This is a genomic window from Chromobacterium vaccinii (assembly GCF_001855275.1).
Lineage (GTDB): Bacteria > Pseudomonadota > Gammaproteobacteria > Burkholderiales > Chromobacteriaceae > Chromobacterium > Chromobacterium vaccinii.
On record NZ_CP017707.1, the window covers coordinates 280894 to 295481 of the forward strand.

Genomic DNA, 14588 nt, shown 5'->3' on the forward strand with positions numbered 1-14588 from the left:
AGGGATTGATTTGCCGCAACAGCGCCTGTGTCCGGGCCAGCATGCCGGGCGCAGGCGTTTTTTTATTGACCAGGGCGGGATTCGCCGCGGCGTTTTCGCAGCCGGCTGGTATCGATGACGCCAGCGGCCCGCGCGCGCAGCTGGCCGCAGCCGCCGTCCACGTCCTGGCCGGCCGAGTCGCGCACCTTGGTCAACACGCCGTTGTCGTACAGATAGCGTTTGAACTGGGCGATGCGCTCGTCGCTGGGGCGCTGGTAATCGTCGCCCTCCACGCTGTTGTAGGGAATGATGTTGAGCACGCCGTATTTGCCCTTGAGCAGGCGCACGGCGGCATCCATCTCTTCCCGGCTGTCGTTGACGCCGGCCAGCAGCGTCCACTGGTATTGGATGGGATAGCCTGAACCGCGGGCATAGGCCTCGCCCAGCTCCACCAGCTCGGCCGGCTCGATGCGCGGCGCGCGCGGCAGCAGCCGTTCGCGCAAATCGGCGCGGGTGGTGTGCAGCGACAGCGCCAAGGCCGGCTTCACCTGCAGCTGGGGCAGGCGTTCGAACACGCGCGGATCGCCCACGGTGGAGAACACCAGGTTCTTGTGGCCGATATTGCCGTCGGTGCCCAGCCATTGGATGGCTTCCAGCACGTTTTCCATATTGTGGGCCGGCTCGCCCATGCCCATGAACACCACTTTTTTCACCGGACGGATGCGCCGCGCCAACGCCACCTGCGCGGCGATCTCCGCGCTGCCCAACTGGCGGAGCAGGCCGCTTTTTCCGGTCATGCAGAAGGTGCAGCCCACCGCGCAACCCACCTGGCTGGACACGCATAGCCCGTCGCGCGGCAGCAGTACGCTTTCCACCATCTGGCCATCGTTCAGTTCTACCAGCAGCCGCAGCGAGCCATCGTCCGCCGAGTGTCGCGAATGAATGCGGGCCAATGCTTCCACCTGGGCGGCGATGGGCGGCAGACCGTTGCGCACGGACAGCGGGAAGTAGTCTTCGCTCTTTTGGCGGAGGGTGCCGGCGTCCAGCGGCTGCCCCTTGAGCCAGGCGCGGTTGATGCGGCCGATATGGCAGGGGCGGGCGCCGATGCCGGCGAGGGCTTGATGGAATTCCTGAATACGCATGCGCTGCTTCTGAATACGGTTGCTGCCCGCGCGCGGCGGCGCGCGTTTCGGCACAAGGCGCGTAGCGTAGCGCAAGTCGGCTCGGAACGGTGGGGATTTTGCCGGCGGGATGCGGGCCGCGTTTGGAGAATGGGAATGGATAACGCCAGAGCGCCGCATCCTGTGATGGATGCGGCGCTCTGGTTTCAGGTTTCAACGGCTAGTTCAGCTTTCGCGCGGAGGGCGCAGCTGTACGAAGATCGCCGGGTCGCCAGCCTCCTTGGTGACGAAAACGGCGGGGATGTGGAACGGTTTGCCTGTGGCGACGTTGGTGCCGCTGATGGTGGCGGTCATGCCAGGATGCAGCGGATTCACGCGTTCGCCGCCGGCCACGCTGACCGACCACGAGCCTCCCGGCAACAGGCCGGCGAAGGTGGCGATGCCCTTGCCGCCCTCAATCAGCGGGATTATCAGCGGCTCGGTCGGCGGCACGTAGGCATTCACAGCGACATCGGACAGGTGGATCTGGTAGGCGATGTCGGGGCTGGCGACCGCCGCGTCGGAGCCGGCGTCGGCTCCCGTCTGGTGCGCAGAATAGCCCAGATGGGTGGTGCGTCCGAACTGGGGTTGCGGGCCGGCCTTCAGGCACGTCATCCACGGCGTGGTGAATTCCTTGCCGGAAGCGTCTTTGCACACGGCGTAATACTTGTTGCCCGCGTGAGGGCCGCCGTTTTCGGCCTCTCCGGAAGTCAGGTCGAGATTGTAGAAAATGTTGGTCGTCAGCGTGCCTACCGAGTAGGTGCCGGCTCCGCCGGTGAACACCGGAGGCACGATGATGGGCGCATCCGGAATGTAGGGGTAGACGCGGACTTGGGTGACGGGTGTCGGGAAGGGGGCCACGGTTATCTCCTGGATATCTGCGGTTGACGTGAAAATTTCGTTGATTCAAATCGCTGCGTTGAGCCTATGGCGGGAAGCGACGGCGTGTCCGGGCAGAAATGATTGCCAGCCAGGGCTGCAAGGCCTGCGTATGGAGGCTGCCCTTCGGAGCCAAGCCGGTTTCCCGCGCCGACGGCCAATCAACAATAGATCAGGATGCCCAGGGCGACCCTGCCCTAAAAGATGATTGCGCCATTCTTGCGGTTACTACTGAGTTCATTCGCCATGATCTGGCAGGCGCTGGCGCCTTGCCCTGGCGGCGCCCAGTCCGGGATGCCGTCGAGGCAAGGCGAGGCCTAGACGATGTATTCAAAGCTGGGACCGGCGCGCCCGCCGCGGCCATTGGGTAGGTTCAGCAGCGCCTGGGCCTGGTACTTCAGCTGGTACATGATGGGGATGGCTTCGGCCAGGCTGGCCGGCTGGCCGTTGCAGGCGACGTGCAGCTGGTCGAGCAGACTGGTGTAGATGCGATTGAACTCCCGGGTTTGCTTCCATACCGGCGAGCCTTCCGGATAATCGGCCATCTTGGGGTTGGGCGCCATGTCCGCCGCCGCTTGCCAGTCCACCTCGACTGCCGGCCCGGTGGGCGGGTATTTGGCGTTGTCGTCGGGCCGGTAGCGCCGACCGTGCTTGACCTCGTTGAAGCGGAAGTAGTGGGCGTATTCCACGTCCTGGCCGAACAGGATGCTGTCGGTGTCGATGATGGTGCCGTCAACGCCCTCTCCCTGGCCGACGATTTCCTCTATGCCCAGCAAGGCGTCCTGCAGCCCATGCACCGGCAGCAGCTTGCCGCCGCCGCCATAGTAATGTTCGGGCAGCACCTGGCGGGTGGGATCGCCGGTGAAAATGCCGGGGCCGCCGTGCAGCCGGTTGTGCGCGTCCAGCTCCACCAGCGCGATCCGGATCGCGTGGTAGAACTGGCCGATGGTGGCGTAGTGGTTGGCTTCCGGAGGCGCGCACTTTCCGGCGGGCATTTCTATCTTCAGGAAGGTGTCGATGGCGTCGGGCGAGAATTTCTGCAGCGACACCAGGAAGGCGTCGTCGCTGTGGGGCAGGGGCGTCGGATATTTCGGGATGAAATCCGGCTTGTTGATGGCGGGGCTGCCGCCCACCGCGTTCAGGATGTTGCACGCCTGGATCATGTGCAGCATCTCTTCCATCGCCACGCCCTGGATGGCCTGGTAGGCGAACTGGTTTTTGCGCTCGTCCAGCGTGTACAGCGTGGTCAGGTAGACGGGGATGGTGGAGTGCTCCAGCTCGATGGCGGTTTGCAGATGCTCGCGCAGCTGCTCGATGGTTTTGATCGTGCCGCCGATGCGGAAGCCTTCCGGAGCGGGCGCAAGCAGCAGCGCTTGCAGCGCCGGCTCCAGCGGCCGGATCAGACGCTGGCGGAGGCGGCCGCGGGAGGTTTGCGTCGCGTAGTTGTTATTCATGGCTTCCTCCTTGGCAGGCCGTCGCGTCCAGCTGCCTGATGATGTTCTCCGCGGCCATGAAGGCGAGCGCGGTCAGGGTAAGGGTGGGGTTGGAGGTGCCGAGAGTGGGCATGTTGCCGCAGCCGACCAGGTATAGATTGTCGTGGTCCCAGGTTTGCTGTGTCGGCTTCACCACCGAGGTGGCCGCGTCGCTGCCCATGCGGTGGGTGCCGACGATGTGGCCGGCGCCCCAGAACTCATACCACACGCCTTCCCATTGCACCGAATCCGGCTGGTCGGACTGGTATTGAGTGAAGTCCTGGATTTGCGCCTGGGCGAAGATCTGGTCAGACGCCTGCTTGGCGGCGGCGAAGGCTTTGCGCTCGTAGTCGGAGACGCTGTAGTGAATGACCGGCCTGGGGTTGCCAAGCTTGTCCTTGAAGCGAGCGTCTATCGTTATCCGGTTGTCCGGCGACGGCAGCTGCTCGCACTCGAAGTGCAGCAGCGCCTGGCGCGGCACGCGGTCGGCCAGATAGGCGCGCAGCTCCTTGCCGAACAGGCCGGCCTGCAGTCCGTTGCCGACATCGCTGCCCGGCGCGTTGGTCGGCCATGACCAGCCCCAGTTGTCCACCGGTGAGATCCAGGCCGCGAAATCGCTGCGGAAGGCCCCGTCGCGGAAGGTGGGGATGTAGGTGGTACAGCCCGGTCCGCGGTAGGGGTAGACCTTCTCGTGCTTGAACAGGCCCCAGGTCAGCATCACCAGGTGGTCCATCAGGTTGCGGCCCACCTGATCGCTGGAGTTGGCGACGCCGGACATCAGCAGCAGCTTGGCGTTTTCCAGCGCGTTGGCGGCCAGCACGTACAGCGTGCCATGCGCGGTATGCGTGGCGTAGTCGCCTACGTCCGGGTGGCGATAATGCTTGTACTCGATGCCGGTCACCTGTTTGGTGGCGGGATCGACCAATACTTTGGACGCCACCGCCTGGGTGATGACGACAAGCCGGTTCATGTCGGCCTGCTTCAGGGTTTTCAGGGCGTTGTACTTGGCCTGGACCGGACAGAGCGGCACGCAGCTGGCGTTGCCCTCGCAGCGTTCGCCGGTGTAAGGCGACCATGTCGAGCCGACAACCTGGTACACGCCGCGGGTTTTCTCGATGACGAAGCGCTGCGTCGCCGGCGACCACTGGATGTCCCCCTGGCCGTATGCAGGATTGGGGTTGGAATTGCGGCCCTGCGGCATGCTGACGAAGCTCACCTGGTAATCCACCCCGTCGACGCTGACTTTCGCGCCTGCGGCATTCCGTATCCACGCCAGGTCCTGGTACGACTGCGGGATCGCGTGCATCGGGAACACATAGCGCTCGCCGTAATTGGAGCGGTTCATGTCCGGCCCCACCTGGGCAGCCACGTCGCCGGACACGCCTATCTCCAGCTCGGCCAGTTCGTAATAGGGCTTGAGGTCGTCGTAGCTGATCGGCCAGTCCACCGCGCGGCCATACAGGGTGCGCATGCGGAAATCGTTGGGCAGCATGCGCGGCACATTGCCCAACCAGTGCAGCGTGGTGCCGCCGGGGGTGCGCAGACAGTCGCTGCCGAAGGCCTGCGGCCCCATTTGCACCAGATAACCGGGCTGTTCCGCCGGGATGTCCAGCGTGATGTCCAGCACATTGGGCGCCGGCGCGTCCTCCAGCGCGGGATAAGGGCCGTTGGTGGCCGGGGCGGCTTTGTAATGGAAGGTGTCCAGATAGGACTGGTAGTTGGCGAAGGCGGCTTCGGCATCCAGCTCCAGTCCGGCTTTCAGCCCGGCCTCCAGCATCAGCACCCGCTTGCCTGCCCGGGTGAGATTCTTGGCCAGCACGGCTCCGGCAATGCCCGTGCCGACGATGACTACGTCGTATTGTTGGTCGCGCATGGTGTGCTCGCTTGGCGGTAATCGAAAGAGAGGTCAGCCGGCGCCGAGCGGTTTTTCCGCCCAGGAGCCGAAGCCGGGTTGCTTGGCGCCGGGCGGATGGGTTTGCGCCGCGTTCCACACCAGGCCCTGGACATAGGCCTCTGGGCTGACGTTGTGCTGCATGGCCAGGCTGAGGCTCTGGTTGGCCGGCGGCCATTGGCCGAAGTACCAGAGATTGATGATGTTCTGCGCCAGGCAGCCGAACTTGTCTGCGGGGAACAGTTGCGAAGCCATCATCTGGTGGATCTCGTCTTCATTGCCGCGGCCATCCTTCAGGATTTGCCTGCCGCAGTTGAGGAAGCCATCCAGCATCGAGGGGGCGCTCTGGTACTGGACCGTGTCCCAGTAGACGCCGGACATGCCGGTGGCTTCCAGTTCCGTTACGCTGAAGCCGGTCAGATGAGATGAAATATCCAAAAACAAAAGCAGGGGCTCGTTCATTGGCTTTTCCCTCCAGATGCGTGAATGACGGCGTGTTTGAGCCGGAAATGCCAGGCGCGATCCCAGCCAGGCATGGCGCGGACTATTGCTGATTTTTACGGATTGATGCGGCGGGCGAGGTGCGGGGTGGATGTATTCAAGAGAGGAGATGCCGCCATGCGGCAATATTGAATATGCGATTCATTTGCATTTGTCCCCCTCTTGTTTTTTTATGAATGGCAAGAATTTCCGGGTATTCGCTTTTCACAACATATTGGTTATAAATTTCGCCGCAATGGAAATTCAATTAGTACTTATACGCAGCAGTTAAGCCGCGAAAAAGCCAGAAGGGAGGTCTGCAAGGGGGTGGGCGACAGGCGCCGCCATGCGCAGCCGATTAGATTGGATTGACTTTAGAGTCTGTTCAAAGTCTTTTTGCGGCAGCGGCCATTTTTTGCCGCGTTGCCGGGCTTGGAATAAGCCGGATCGATGACCGCTTCGAGCTGCGCCCAAGGCATGACCTTATCCATCTCGGCCAGGAAAATTTCGCGGAGGGTGCGTTTCTTCTTGCGGCGAGTTCGAGATCGAAGACGGTCATCTGCTGTCGGATGGCGGCGTCCCGGGGCTGGCTGAGATGGGGGCAGTTTACGGCAAGGCCGGGGGCTTGTTCAGACCTACTCTAGGGATGATCAATACCTACGCCTTGCATCTGGACAGCAACGATCTGATTTCGCATGTTTTTGCATGCATGTTCTGATCCAGCCTCATGAGCCGCCTCTGGCGCAGGAGCGGCGCCATCCTGCAGCGGCCTTGGAGGGACATCGCGCGCGGAACCTACTGGCTAGGGGTGTAGAACCTCGGCCTCCAGCCGCTTCAGGTTTTGTTCGTTGGCGGGAATGACGATGGAGGCCAAGCCCTCGGCCTGGCCGGCGTCTTCAAATAGTTGAGACCAGATCACCCGGGTGGAGCCCAGCCGGGTTTCCAGCGCAATCGTCAGGCGGAACGCGGGGCTGGAGACATGCTCCACAACTACTTTCTCCGGTTCGGCCACCTCGGCGAACACGCTTTCATTGGGATAGTTTTTGCCATCCGGACCATGCATGGTGAACGACCAGCGCCCGCCAGTCTGGAACTCGCATACATCGAAGGTGTTGCTGAAGCCGGCGGGGCCCCACCAGCGCGCCAGCCGCTCCGGCGAGCTGATCGCGGCGAAAATTTGCTCCCGGCTGGCGGGGATGTCGCGAGAGGCGGTGAACGTGGTCATCGTTTGCTCCATCTTTTGGTGGAAGTCAGTGAGAGACATCTACTGCTCGGCTTCATCCTATTCTAGCAGCATGCGGGCGATGCCGTTTTCTGCTTGATTGGATGGAAGAGAAAGGGCGCATCCCGCGAGGCGCGAAATACTGCTAACCAGTACAAGCTTGATGCGCCAGGCCATTTATTTGGAATAGCGGCTCTGGCGGTATCGTCGCTTTTTATCTCATCCCGATGAGTGTTGAGCTGGAGCCTGTCGATTCAGCAGGCATTCACGCATTTAAGCCCTGATCGTTATTCAAAGCGAGCGGCAGATTTTTCGGCTTATCCGGCAGGGTGGCGCGCTCAGTTTCGATAATTTCGTCAAGAGCAGATCATGGACCAAGAGATCAAGGCGGTATACCTGAAGGCAAGCCCGAAAAGCGATATCGATCAATTGTGCGATTCAGAATTCAATACGGTTATTGCCACCTTCGTCAGCTTTGCCAATGGCCAAGCCTGTGTCGACGGCCCGATGGCGGATTGGCAGCCTGGCGACTGGATCGATCGTCTGCACCGCAGCAACAAGAAAGTATTGTTCTCGATAGGCGGCGGAGCGGTGCTGCCGGAGACGCTGGAATTCCTGTTCCTATCCCCTGAGTCCACCGAGATCAGCCAGGCAGGTTATGCCCCGTTTCTGGCCGCGATTTGGCAGATTTTGCGGGGTGGGCCGATAACCGTGCATTCACTGTCGGGCGCTTTGTATCCAACCGATTATGGCCAGGGTTTCCATGGCATTGATCTTGATCTTGAAAACTTCGCTTCTTATAGCGGCGGCGTGCAAAGCGATTTTTGGGCCTGCCGCCTGGCCAACCTTAATCTGGCGCTGCGCCGGGATCTTCCATCGGGAGCGCTGTTGACGCATGCGCCGCAAACCCCCTATCTGCTGATCGGCGACTGGGGCGTTGGCGAGGTGAGCGCCAACCCCAACGGCTTGTACAGCAAGATGATGCAGCTTTCCGGCGAGGCGGTGAGTTGGTTGAATGTGCAGATATACAACCAGAGCGATTTCGCATCGCAGCAGGCGGTGGAAAACACCTTAGCCGTTTTGCTAAACGACTGGCCAATGGTGGCGGGCGCCAGCACCAGCGCTCGTCAGGTTGCGGTTACCGTTGCGATGGCGCCGCCGCCGGTTGAGTGCAGTTCCGGCTATGTCAGTCCCGCTCAGCTGAGGGATGCCTTGTCGGCGCTAAATGTCGCGCCGGGCGGGTTGAATGGCTGGTCGTATAGTTCGAACAATGCGGTTGCGCCTTCCTGGGACCAAGTATTCACGCAAATACTGAACGCCAAGCAAACGTCAGGCCGGCCGTAACGGCCGAGTCGAGACGGGATGCGCCTTAAGCGGTGCTTACCGGAGCGCGCCGCTCCGCCATGCTCTCAGTCCGCTCCGCCAGCGTTGCTGGTGACAGGCATCTTGCCTGGTTTGGCAATCAATGCCGCGCCTGAGAACTGACGCGGCATTCCTGCCAGTCTTGCCGAGCGGGGGGAGGAGAGGTGTCCGCGATTCGTCCGCCACCAGATCCGGCCGTACTGGCCGAGCCATGGGATGTCTCGTTCCCAAGGTTTGCGTCGTGCCTGCGGGACTCAGGCCGTTTGCGGGCGAGCGCGCAGTTTGCCGGCCAGCTTTAGGCCGTCGCGGAAGTTTTTCCCCATCATCGTCAGCTGCGCCAGCCCCACGGCCAGCTCCAGGGCCTGAACCGCGTAGAACACCGAGTCGAACACGCCGGCTTGCGCGCGCAGGTTTAGAAACAGCGCGCAGGGGATCATGATCAATAGACCGTTCATGGCGATGAGCGGCATCCGCTTCTTTTTGTTCTCCACCAGTTTGCCTTTGCGACCCTTGGCCAGCATGGCTCCGCTGGCGCCCGTCAACGCCATGGCTGTTACCAATACCGGCACACCGATGCAGGCGATAGCATGTTTGACGGCGGCGATGTCTCCATGGCCTAGGAACAGCTCGGAGACGACGGTGGCGCTCCAGAAGACGGCAATGGCCAAGGCGGCGACCGTGGCGGCGGCGGCGTGAAGAAGAGATTTGTTCATGCTTGAATCCTTGCTGCGAATGAAACGAAACGCGGTGCCGCCGCGCGCGCAGACAATGAGCGCTACATCGGCTAACATGGTTCATGTTTTCACATTGACACCATGATGTCAAAAAGACATTTTGTTGTCCGTTTGCAAGGTGGGAGAAATGCAACAGCAAAACGAAAGAACGGCCGCGGGCGAGGCGTTGTCGGATGTGGTGCTGGACTTATTCAGGGTAAACAACGGCTTGCTGACGCAGGGGGATAGATTGGTGGCGCCGCTGGGCCTCACCAGCGCCCGCTGGCAGGTGCTGGGCACGATAGTGGCGGCCGAGCGCCCGCAGCCGGTGGCATGGCTGGCGCGCGACATGGGCGGCAATCGCCAGAACGTTCAGCGCATCGTCAACGATTTGGCCAAGGAAGGCTGGGTGGCATTCGCCGACAACCCCCACCATCGCCGCGCCTCGCTGATTGTGCTGACCGATCTGGGCAGGGAAGCCTACAACGCCGCGATGAAGCTGCAAGCGCCGTGGGTCAACCGGCTGGCGGAGGGCATGGGCCTGGAGGACATCGCCGCGCTGCGGCGGGTGCTGTCCATGCTGCAGGCGCGGTTGGCGGAAGATGCGGGTTGAGCCGTTCATTCCGTCAGCTTTTGCCGATTCCGCGCCATAGACGCAGGGCGTGACTGAGAGGCAGAAATGAATATCCATAGGACGGGCTTGGCGAGATGCGGATAACAAAGATAAGTGAAGGGAAAAGGTTTTTGATCGTGGCAGCGCTTTATTGGGTGATTGCCATAGTTTGGTGTTGGCGCGCAACGGATGGAGAGTGGCTGTATTTCATCATTTTCTTGCAGATGGCCGCGATGTATTTCTTGCCGGCCATGGGCGTGTTGTGGATGGTGCTTTCAGCAGTTTTCCGGCTGCTTGCCTATGATGGGCGTAATTAAAGGAGATCGTACAATAGCGCATACCAAAGAGTATGTGGCAAGCTTGTGGTACTAACTGAAGCTTTATTGAGCACCATGCGCAAAGGAGGAAAAATGCTGTTATCCGCAATTTTAAAGCAAGAAACGATAGCAACTAGGCCCATTTTTGAACGCGGGGCTACACCCAATTTCCCCCAGCTACTGGATGCTGCAAAACCTAAAAGTAATTTTCCCGCGGCTGCGGCGCCACCCGAGCATCTCAACTTGAAAAGTATTACGACGGGAGAGGCTTATGATGTGTTGTCGGGCTTAGCCAATACGGGAAAGTTGAGTTCGGAAGAGTTCCAGAGCATGGTGCCTGCGGTTTATCTCCGCTTACTTAACGAACAGCAAGACGCGCCGCAAGCGGAGCGGTTTGATTTGCTAGCCGGTACGCAAAGCCTGATAGACAGCAGCAAGGCGTTTGGAACCCTGGCCCAAGTGCGCGCCGAAAGTCGCGGTCTAGAAGTGTTGAAGGCTTACCAGGCCAATAGCTGATGCTTGTGCTGGCGCTCCGCATAAAATGAAAACACCGCTTCGCAACGCAGAAGCGGTGTTTCTTAATTGAGATGCGCACTTAGCTGGCAAATTTGTCTACTCGCTCCGACAAACGCAACTGGCAGGCGGTGGCCAGCTTGAGCAACTCCGCGCTGGTGGCCGGCATTTTGCCGGGCGGGGCAATCAACTCCGCCATGCCGCTGAGCGTGGAGACGCAGCAGTTCAAGCCGATCAGCCTGCCGTGCGGCCAGCGTTGCTTGTTGTTGGGCGCGTAATCCAGCGCCACCACCCAGCGCGAATGCTGCCAGCGGCCGGGCTCGCTCAGCACCGCCTCCATCACCGCGCGGCTGACTTGCTGCGCCGCCTCGGCGGCGAGGGCCAGCGCCAGGTGCAGGGTTTCCGCCGTATTGGCCGCGCCGGCCTCATGCAGCAAGGCTGGCCGGGTTTCCTCCAGCCACCAGCGCCGCAGCCGCCGCGCGCCCGGTTTCTTGATGCGGCGAAACACCTCGTCCAGCTCGCCCTCGGACAGGCACAACACCGGTTCCGCCTCGTCCGCCAGCCGCAAGGGCCGCCCCAGCGGCTCGCCCAGCGCCTTCAGCAAATCCTTCACCTCCAGCTTCATAGACGCGGCCACATCCGCCGCCACCAGCCAGAACCCCTCCGGCCGCCGCAGCACCCGCATGGCCAGACCCTTGGCGAAATCCAGCCGCAGCGGCGTATTCACCTGCTGATCGATAGCCGCATTCATGGCCGAGCCTCCCCAATGAAACGTGCAAGCCATGCCGCCAGAAATGCAAGCCGATACGCGGCGCGCAGGCGCAACAATGCATACGACACGCGGTGGGGAGGGCGAATAAGAGGAGGAGAAAGAGAAACGACAAACACAAGACGAGCATCCATGGTCATGGACTCCTGACGGTTTTGTCTAAAGCGCCCCCTGTTGAGAGGGGCGGCCGGGTACTTCAACACCGCCGTCAGACGGCCCGCAGATTTCCCCCGTTGCCGGGGTATTGTATGGCTGCACGCTACCCGGCCATAAGCTTTGGACGCGCCGAGTGAGCGGCACGACAGGAAACCTATGGACGCAAAAAAGCCACGACTTACGGGCGCAGGCTAAACCGCTGACGGAGTGGTGTGTTGAGCACCAGCCGTCAATTTAACAGTGCAGCTGCTTGGGGTCAATCCAGTCAGGTAGAATGGACAGTAACTTGGTTTTGGAGATGGCTATGTCGGTTTTATTTGCCGAATGTTTGCAAGCTTTGGGTTGTGATGCGAAGGTTGTAAGTGCCAATGATGCTGAAGTTATTTTTTCTGATATTGAAAAGAATTTTCGATTTTCAGTATCTGGCAGTTTGCAAATTGGTGATGGGTGCCTCTCGAGGAGAGGAGAGGTCAGGAATCTACTAGACCAGTTCAATAAGGAAAGTGGAAGGCTCTATATTTTTTGGGATGATACCGCTGTTCCAATTTTAGAAATTCCAGCTTCGTGCATTTCAAAAGTTATAAGCTGTATTGATGATATTCTTGCCGTTGGATTCAAAACTTACATCTATCAATATGAGGCAGTGGCAATTGTGGAAGCATCGTCATCTGGAACTGGGCTTTTAGTTAGCCATAACTCTGCTGGAGAGGTATGAGCGTGTTGTTAGTACATGAGCGGGAGAGGTTAAAAGCGCAGCTTAATGAATTTCATGAAAATGCCTATGGAATCAGATTGAAACAGCCCTAAGTATGGAAAAGAAAAGAGAGATATTTCTTTACATCTTACGTTTGTTGTTTGATTCAAATCTAGTTAAATGGGGTTGTCGATCCGAGATTGTCCAAGATTTTAATGTTGTTCTTGAGATAATGGAGAACTGCTGGCCTGATGATGAGTTTGATGATGATCAATTTTTGACTGTACTGCCATACGACAGTGATGGAGTATCAAAGACACATGCTTGGATAGAGGGTGATTTAGTCTGGATCGATAATTATGGGAAGTATTTATGGTCTACGGATGCTGAATTATAAGCTTAGAAGTGTGATCGAACCAATTTGCCAGCAACCCCCTTCAGCGCAAGCCGGCTTTCAAACCAGACTCGGGGTTTTAAGCTGCCGGCTGTTCGACGCGGCGCGACGGTAGCGCGCCGCTAGTTCCGGCAGCTCCCCGAGTCTGGTTTGAGAGACGGGGTTTCGCAGCGCTGTAGGGGCGGCCTGGGGTTGCAAGGGGATTGGCCGCGCAATCCCCTTGCCCGTTTGCCGGGCGGAACCGGCATGTCAAACATTATCCGCGAAGCGGATTCCAGAAGATAATGACGATCTCAATGGGTTGCTTCAATTTCGCGGTAAACGTTGGGCTTCACAAGTTCAGCCCAACCTACCGTGCTGAGTGTAAATGGCGAAGTCATCAAGAGCATCTTGAATGACGCCTTCAAGTTCTTCCGCGTGTTTGGCCGGAATGTCTAATACTGCTTGCTGAAATTTCATCTTATCAATTTTGCCAAAATTGCGAGCCACTCCCGCAAGGCCATAAATAGCGCATCTATTTATATCTAAATCTTCATCGCCGATATGTGTCAGCAAGAAGCTTTGAGTCCACTCGAAGTCATCGATGTTGGATAGACTGGTTAGCATTTTGCAGATAAGGAGTTTGTCATCTGATTTTGAAATGACTTTTGCTTCTTCTTTTGAATAGTTTTCTTCAGGCAGGAATTGCATTTGCGCTGCTCCATATTTTATGGATTTTATTTTAGTGAGAATACACTTATTTTTAGCACTGACCAGTTTTATAACCAGTCCCAAGGCTTTAAGCTGTTGCTTGTTTGACTCGGCGCAACGGTAGCGCCCCGCTAGTCCCGGCAGCTCCCCGAGACTGATTTGAAAGACGGGGTTTCGCAGCGCTGTAGGGGCGGCCTGGGGTTGCAAGGGGATTGGCCGCGCAATCCCCTTGCCCGTTTGCCGGGCGGAACCGGCATATTAAACATTATCCGCGCAGCGGATTCCAGAAGATAATGACGATCTCAATGGGTTGCTTCAATTTCGCGGTAAACGTTGGGCTTCACAAGTTCAGCCCAACCTACCGTGCTGCAACCACTTGTGTGAATTTATGCTTCATTGATTTGTTTTGATTCATTTCGACTCTTGGTAGAGATTATTGCAGTGAGTGCCATTAGGGACTCTAATGTGAATCGTCTATAGAATTTTACAAAAGCTAGATAGAATAAGTAAGAGATTGAAAATGAAGAGATGAGAGCTATAAGATCAAATCTTGAAAATAATGACTTGTAGGTTTCTGCTTCTAGTAATATTTGAATGCTTTGTGCCAGCAGAAAAATTGTCAATAGACTGGATAGCAATGCAAATGAACGCAGTAGTCCGTATATTGCAACATAATTCTGTGCTTTGTTGAAGTGATTGACTGAGTGCTCAGTTATGTAGTGATAAATAAGGCGGTGAATGTCTTTGTTTTTTATTGCATCTTGGTTTTGTATTCCTTCTAAAGCTAACATTTCTAGTATTTTTTTATTTATTGTATCCACTAGGAATGAGTCAAGATTTTTTGCATATAGATGTCTGATGCTTAATGTTTTATCTAGTGTTGTGTCTATTGCATATATGGGAAGTATCGCCGCTGTAATTATCGTTCTTAATATCTTTCTTTTTATTTGGAATGGTTTGTCTTTGACGTCAAAATAACTTTTGAAGGTATGGTTGTCAAGTAAGTACCCTGTTGGGTAGCCGATAGTGTTTATTGAGTAATGTTCAACAGTTATAGAGGAGAGATAGTTAAAGAGATGGCCTGCTACATATGAAAGTATGGCTATATTAATTAGCTCTGCAGTGCTTGCACTGTTTATGTCGAGCGGTGGGATTTGACAGGGAGGGAGGAAGAGGGAAAGGTAGAGTCTACATAGTAAGAGAGAAGCATATCCAGGTATTAGATACCCTAGGAAGTCGTATAGGGAAAAAGGATTCTGCTTGGGCATAGTAGGTCATGCCATT

The 14588-nt window shown here is 57.7% G+C and carries 16 protein-coding genes; 6 read left to right on the forward strand and 10 right to left on the reverse strand.

What is annotated here, in order from left to right; all coding sequences use genetic code 11:
- Window positions 1-62: 62 nt before the first annotated feature.
- The 6 genes from BKX93_RS01240 to BKX93_RS01265 all read right to left on the reverse strand — a co-directional run bounded on the left by BKX93_RS01240 (window position 63) and on the right by BKX93_RS01265 (window position 7086).
- On the reverse strand, window positions 63-1121 hold the full coding sequence (locus BKX93_RS01240; protein ID WP_070981619.1) for an RNA methyltransferase: 1059 nt from the start codon (window positions 1119-1121) through the stop codon (window positions 63-65).
- 204 nt (window positions 1122-1325) lie between these two features.
- A complete protein-coding gene (locus BKX93_RS01245; RefSeq protein WP_046155842.1) occupies window positions 1326-2000 on the reverse strand; it encodes a hypothetical protein in 675 nt (224 codons plus the stop codon).
- Window positions 2001-2335: 335 nt separating this feature from the next.
- Window positions 2336-3472: a ferritin-like domain-containing protein gene (locus tag BKX93_RS01250; protein ID WP_052729115.1), complete on the reverse strand. Its 1137-nt coding sequence runs from the start codon at window positions 3470-3472 to the stop codon at window positions 2336-2338.
- On the reverse strand, window positions 3465-5363 hold the full coding sequence (locus tag BKX93_RS01255; protein WP_046155843.1) for a GMC family oxidoreductase: 1899 nt from the start codon (window positions 5361-5363) through the stop codon (window positions 3465-3467). Before BKX93_RS01255 ends, BKX93_RS01250 begins: the two co-directional genes overlap by 8 nt.
- 33 nt (window positions 5364-5396) lie before the next feature.
- Window positions 5397-5843, reverse strand: coding sequence for a hypothetical protein (locus tag BKX93_RS01260; RefSeq protein ID WP_070978257.1), 447 nt, complete (start codon window positions 5841-5843; stop codon window positions 5397-5399).
- Window positions 5844-6663: 820 nt separating this feature from the next.
- Complete coding sequence (locus tag BKX93_RS01265; RefSeq protein WP_052717529.1) at window positions 6664-7086, reverse strand: SRPBCC domain-containing protein; 423 nt, start codon at window positions 7084-7086, stop codon at window positions 6664-6666.
- A 366-nt stretch (window positions 7087-7452) separates the two neighbouring features.
- Between BKX93_RS01265 and BKX93_RS01270 the strand changes: the two genes are divergently transcribed.
- Window positions 7453-8427 carry a glycoside hydrolase family 18 protein gene (locus BKX93_RS01270; protein WP_070978259.1) on the forward strand — a complete coding sequence of 325 codons (975 nt, stop codon included), beginning with the start codon at window positions 7453-7455 and terminating at the stop codon, window positions 8425-8427.
- Window positions 8428-8699: 272 nt separating this feature from the next.
- On the opposite strand, the gene BKX93_RS01275 is transcribed toward BKX93_RS01270, so the two are convergent.
- Complete coding sequence (locus BKX93_RS01275; RefSeq protein WP_244887220.1) at window positions 8700-9236, reverse strand: hypothetical protein; 537 nt, start codon at window positions 9234-9236, stop codon at window positions 8700-8702.
- Window positions 9237-9306: 70 nt separating this feature from the next.
- Here BKX93_RS01275 and BKX93_RS01280 point away from each other — a divergent pair, with 70 nt between their 5' ends.
- The 3 genes from BKX93_RS01280 to BKX93_RS24310 all read left to right on the forward strand — a co-directional run bounded on the left by BKX93_RS01280 (window position 9307) and on the right by BKX93_RS24310 (window position 10604).
- Entirely contained in the window at window positions 9307-9771 is a 465-nt protein-coding gene (locus BKX93_RS01280; protein ID WP_046167778.1) for a MarR family winged helix-turn-helix transcriptional regulator, read from the forward strand.
- Between the two features lie 131 nt (window positions 9772-9902).
- Window positions 9903-10088, forward strand: coding sequence for a hypothetical protein (locus tag BKX93_RS01285; RefSeq protein WP_144408824.1), 186 nt, complete (start codon window positions 9903-9905; stop codon window positions 10086-10088).
- Window positions 10089-10181: 93 nt separating this feature from the next.
- Window positions 10182-10604 (forward strand): hypothetical protein, encoded by a 423-nt coding sequence (locus BKX93_RS24310; protein ID WP_046167776.1) that lies wholly within the window; start codon window positions 10182-10184, stop codon window positions 10602-10604.
- Between the two features lie 79 nt (window positions 10605-10683).
- On the opposite strand, the gene BKX93_RS01295 is transcribed toward BKX93_RS24310, so the two are convergent.
- Window positions 10684-11352 (reverse strand): BRO-N domain-containing protein, encoded by a 669-nt coding sequence (locus tag BKX93_RS01295; protein WP_046167775.1) that lies wholly within the window; start codon window positions 11350-11352, stop codon window positions 10684-10686.
- Between the two features lie 478 nt (window positions 11353-11830).
- On the opposite strand from BKX93_RS01295, the gene BKX93_RS24315 reads away from it, so the two are divergent.
- Both BKX93_RS24315 and BKX93_RS24320 read left to right on the forward strand, forming a co-directional pair.
- Window positions 11831-12241, forward strand: coding sequence for a CDI toxin immunity protein (locus BKX93_RS24315; RefSeq protein ID WP_145929193.1), 411 nt, complete (start codon window positions 11831-11833; stop codon window positions 12239-12241).
- Window positions 12242-12335: 94 nt separating this feature from the next.
- Window positions 12336-12617 (forward strand): hypothetical protein, encoded by a 282-nt coding sequence (locus BKX93_RS24320; protein ID WP_145929194.1) that lies wholly within the window; start codon window positions 12336-12338, stop codon window positions 12615-12617.
- Between the two features lie 336 nt (window positions 12618-12953).
- Here the strand turns inward: BKX93_RS24320 and BKX93_RS24325 are convergent, their stop codons facing one another.
- Window positions 12954-13511 (reverse strand): hypothetical protein, encoded by a 558-nt coding sequence (locus BKX93_RS24325; protein ID WP_145929195.1) that lies wholly within the window; start codon window positions 13509-13511, stop codon window positions 12954-12956.
- A 179-nt stretch (window positions 13512-13690) separates the two neighbouring features.
- Window positions 13691-14572, reverse strand: coding sequence for a hypothetical protein (locus BKX93_RS24330; protein WP_145929196.1), 882 nt, complete (start codon window positions 14570-14572; stop codon window positions 13691-13693).
- Window positions 14573-14588 lie beyond the last annotated feature (16 nt).

What these genes read in the sequence shown, in the direction of transcription:
- BKX93_RS01240 (WP_070981619.1), bottom strand. Translation starts at nt 1,121, where the DNA reads ATGCGTATTCAGGAATTCCATCAAGCCCTCGCCGGCATCGGCGCCCGC.
- BKX93_RS01250 (WP_052729115.1), bottom strand. Translation starts at nt 3,472, where the DNA reads ATGAATAACAACTACGCGACGCAAACCTCCCGCGGCCGCCTCCGCCAG.
- BKX93_RS01255 (WP_046155843.1), bottom strand. Translation starts at nt 5,363, where the DNA reads ATGCGCGACCAACAATACGACGTAGTCATCGTCGGCACGGGCATTGCC.
- BKX93_RS01260 (WP_070978257.1), bottom strand. Translation starts at nt 5,843, where the DNA reads ATGAACGAGCCCCTGCTTTTGTTTTTGGATATTTCATCTCATCTGACC.
- BKX93_RS01265 (WP_052717529.1), bottom strand. Translation starts at nt 7,086, where the DNA reads ATGACCACGTTCACCGCCTCTCGCGACATCCCCGCCAGCCGGGAGCAA.
- BKX93_RS01270 (WP_070978259.1), top strand. Translation starts at nt 7,453, where the DNA reads ATGGACCAAGAGATCAAGGCGGTATACCTGAAGGCAAGCCCGAAAAGC.
- BKX93_RS01275 (WP_244887220.1), bottom strand. Translation starts at nt 9,236, where the DNA reads ATGTTAGCCGATGTAGCGCTCATTGTCTGCGCGCGCGGCGGCACCGCG.
- BKX93_RS01280 (WP_046167778.1), top strand. Translation starts at nt 9,307, where the DNA reads ATGCAACAGCAAAACGAAAGAACGGCCGCGGGCGAGGCGTTGTCGGAT.
- BKX93_RS24310 (WP_046167776.1), top strand. Translation starts at nt 10,182, where the DNA reads ATGCTGTTATCCGCAATTTTAAAGCAAGAAACGATAGCAACTAGGCCC.
- BKX93_RS01295 (WP_046167775.1), bottom strand. Translation starts at nt 11,352, where the DNA reads ATGAATGCGGCTATCGATCAGCAGGTGAATACGCCGCTGCGGCTGGAT.
- BKX93_RS24315 (WP_145929193.1), top strand. Translation starts at nt 11,831, where the DNA reads ATGTCGGTTTTATTTGCCGAATGTTTGCAAGCTTTGGGTTGTGATGCG.
- BKX93_RS24320 (WP_145929194.1), top strand. Translation starts at nt 12,336, where the DNA reads ATGGAAAAGAAAAGAGAGATATTTCTTTACATCTTACGTTTGTTGTTT.
- BKX93_RS24330 (WP_145929196.1), bottom strand. Translation starts at nt 14,572, where the DNA reads ATGCCCAAGCAGAATCCTTTTTCCCTATACGACTTCCTAGGGTATCTA.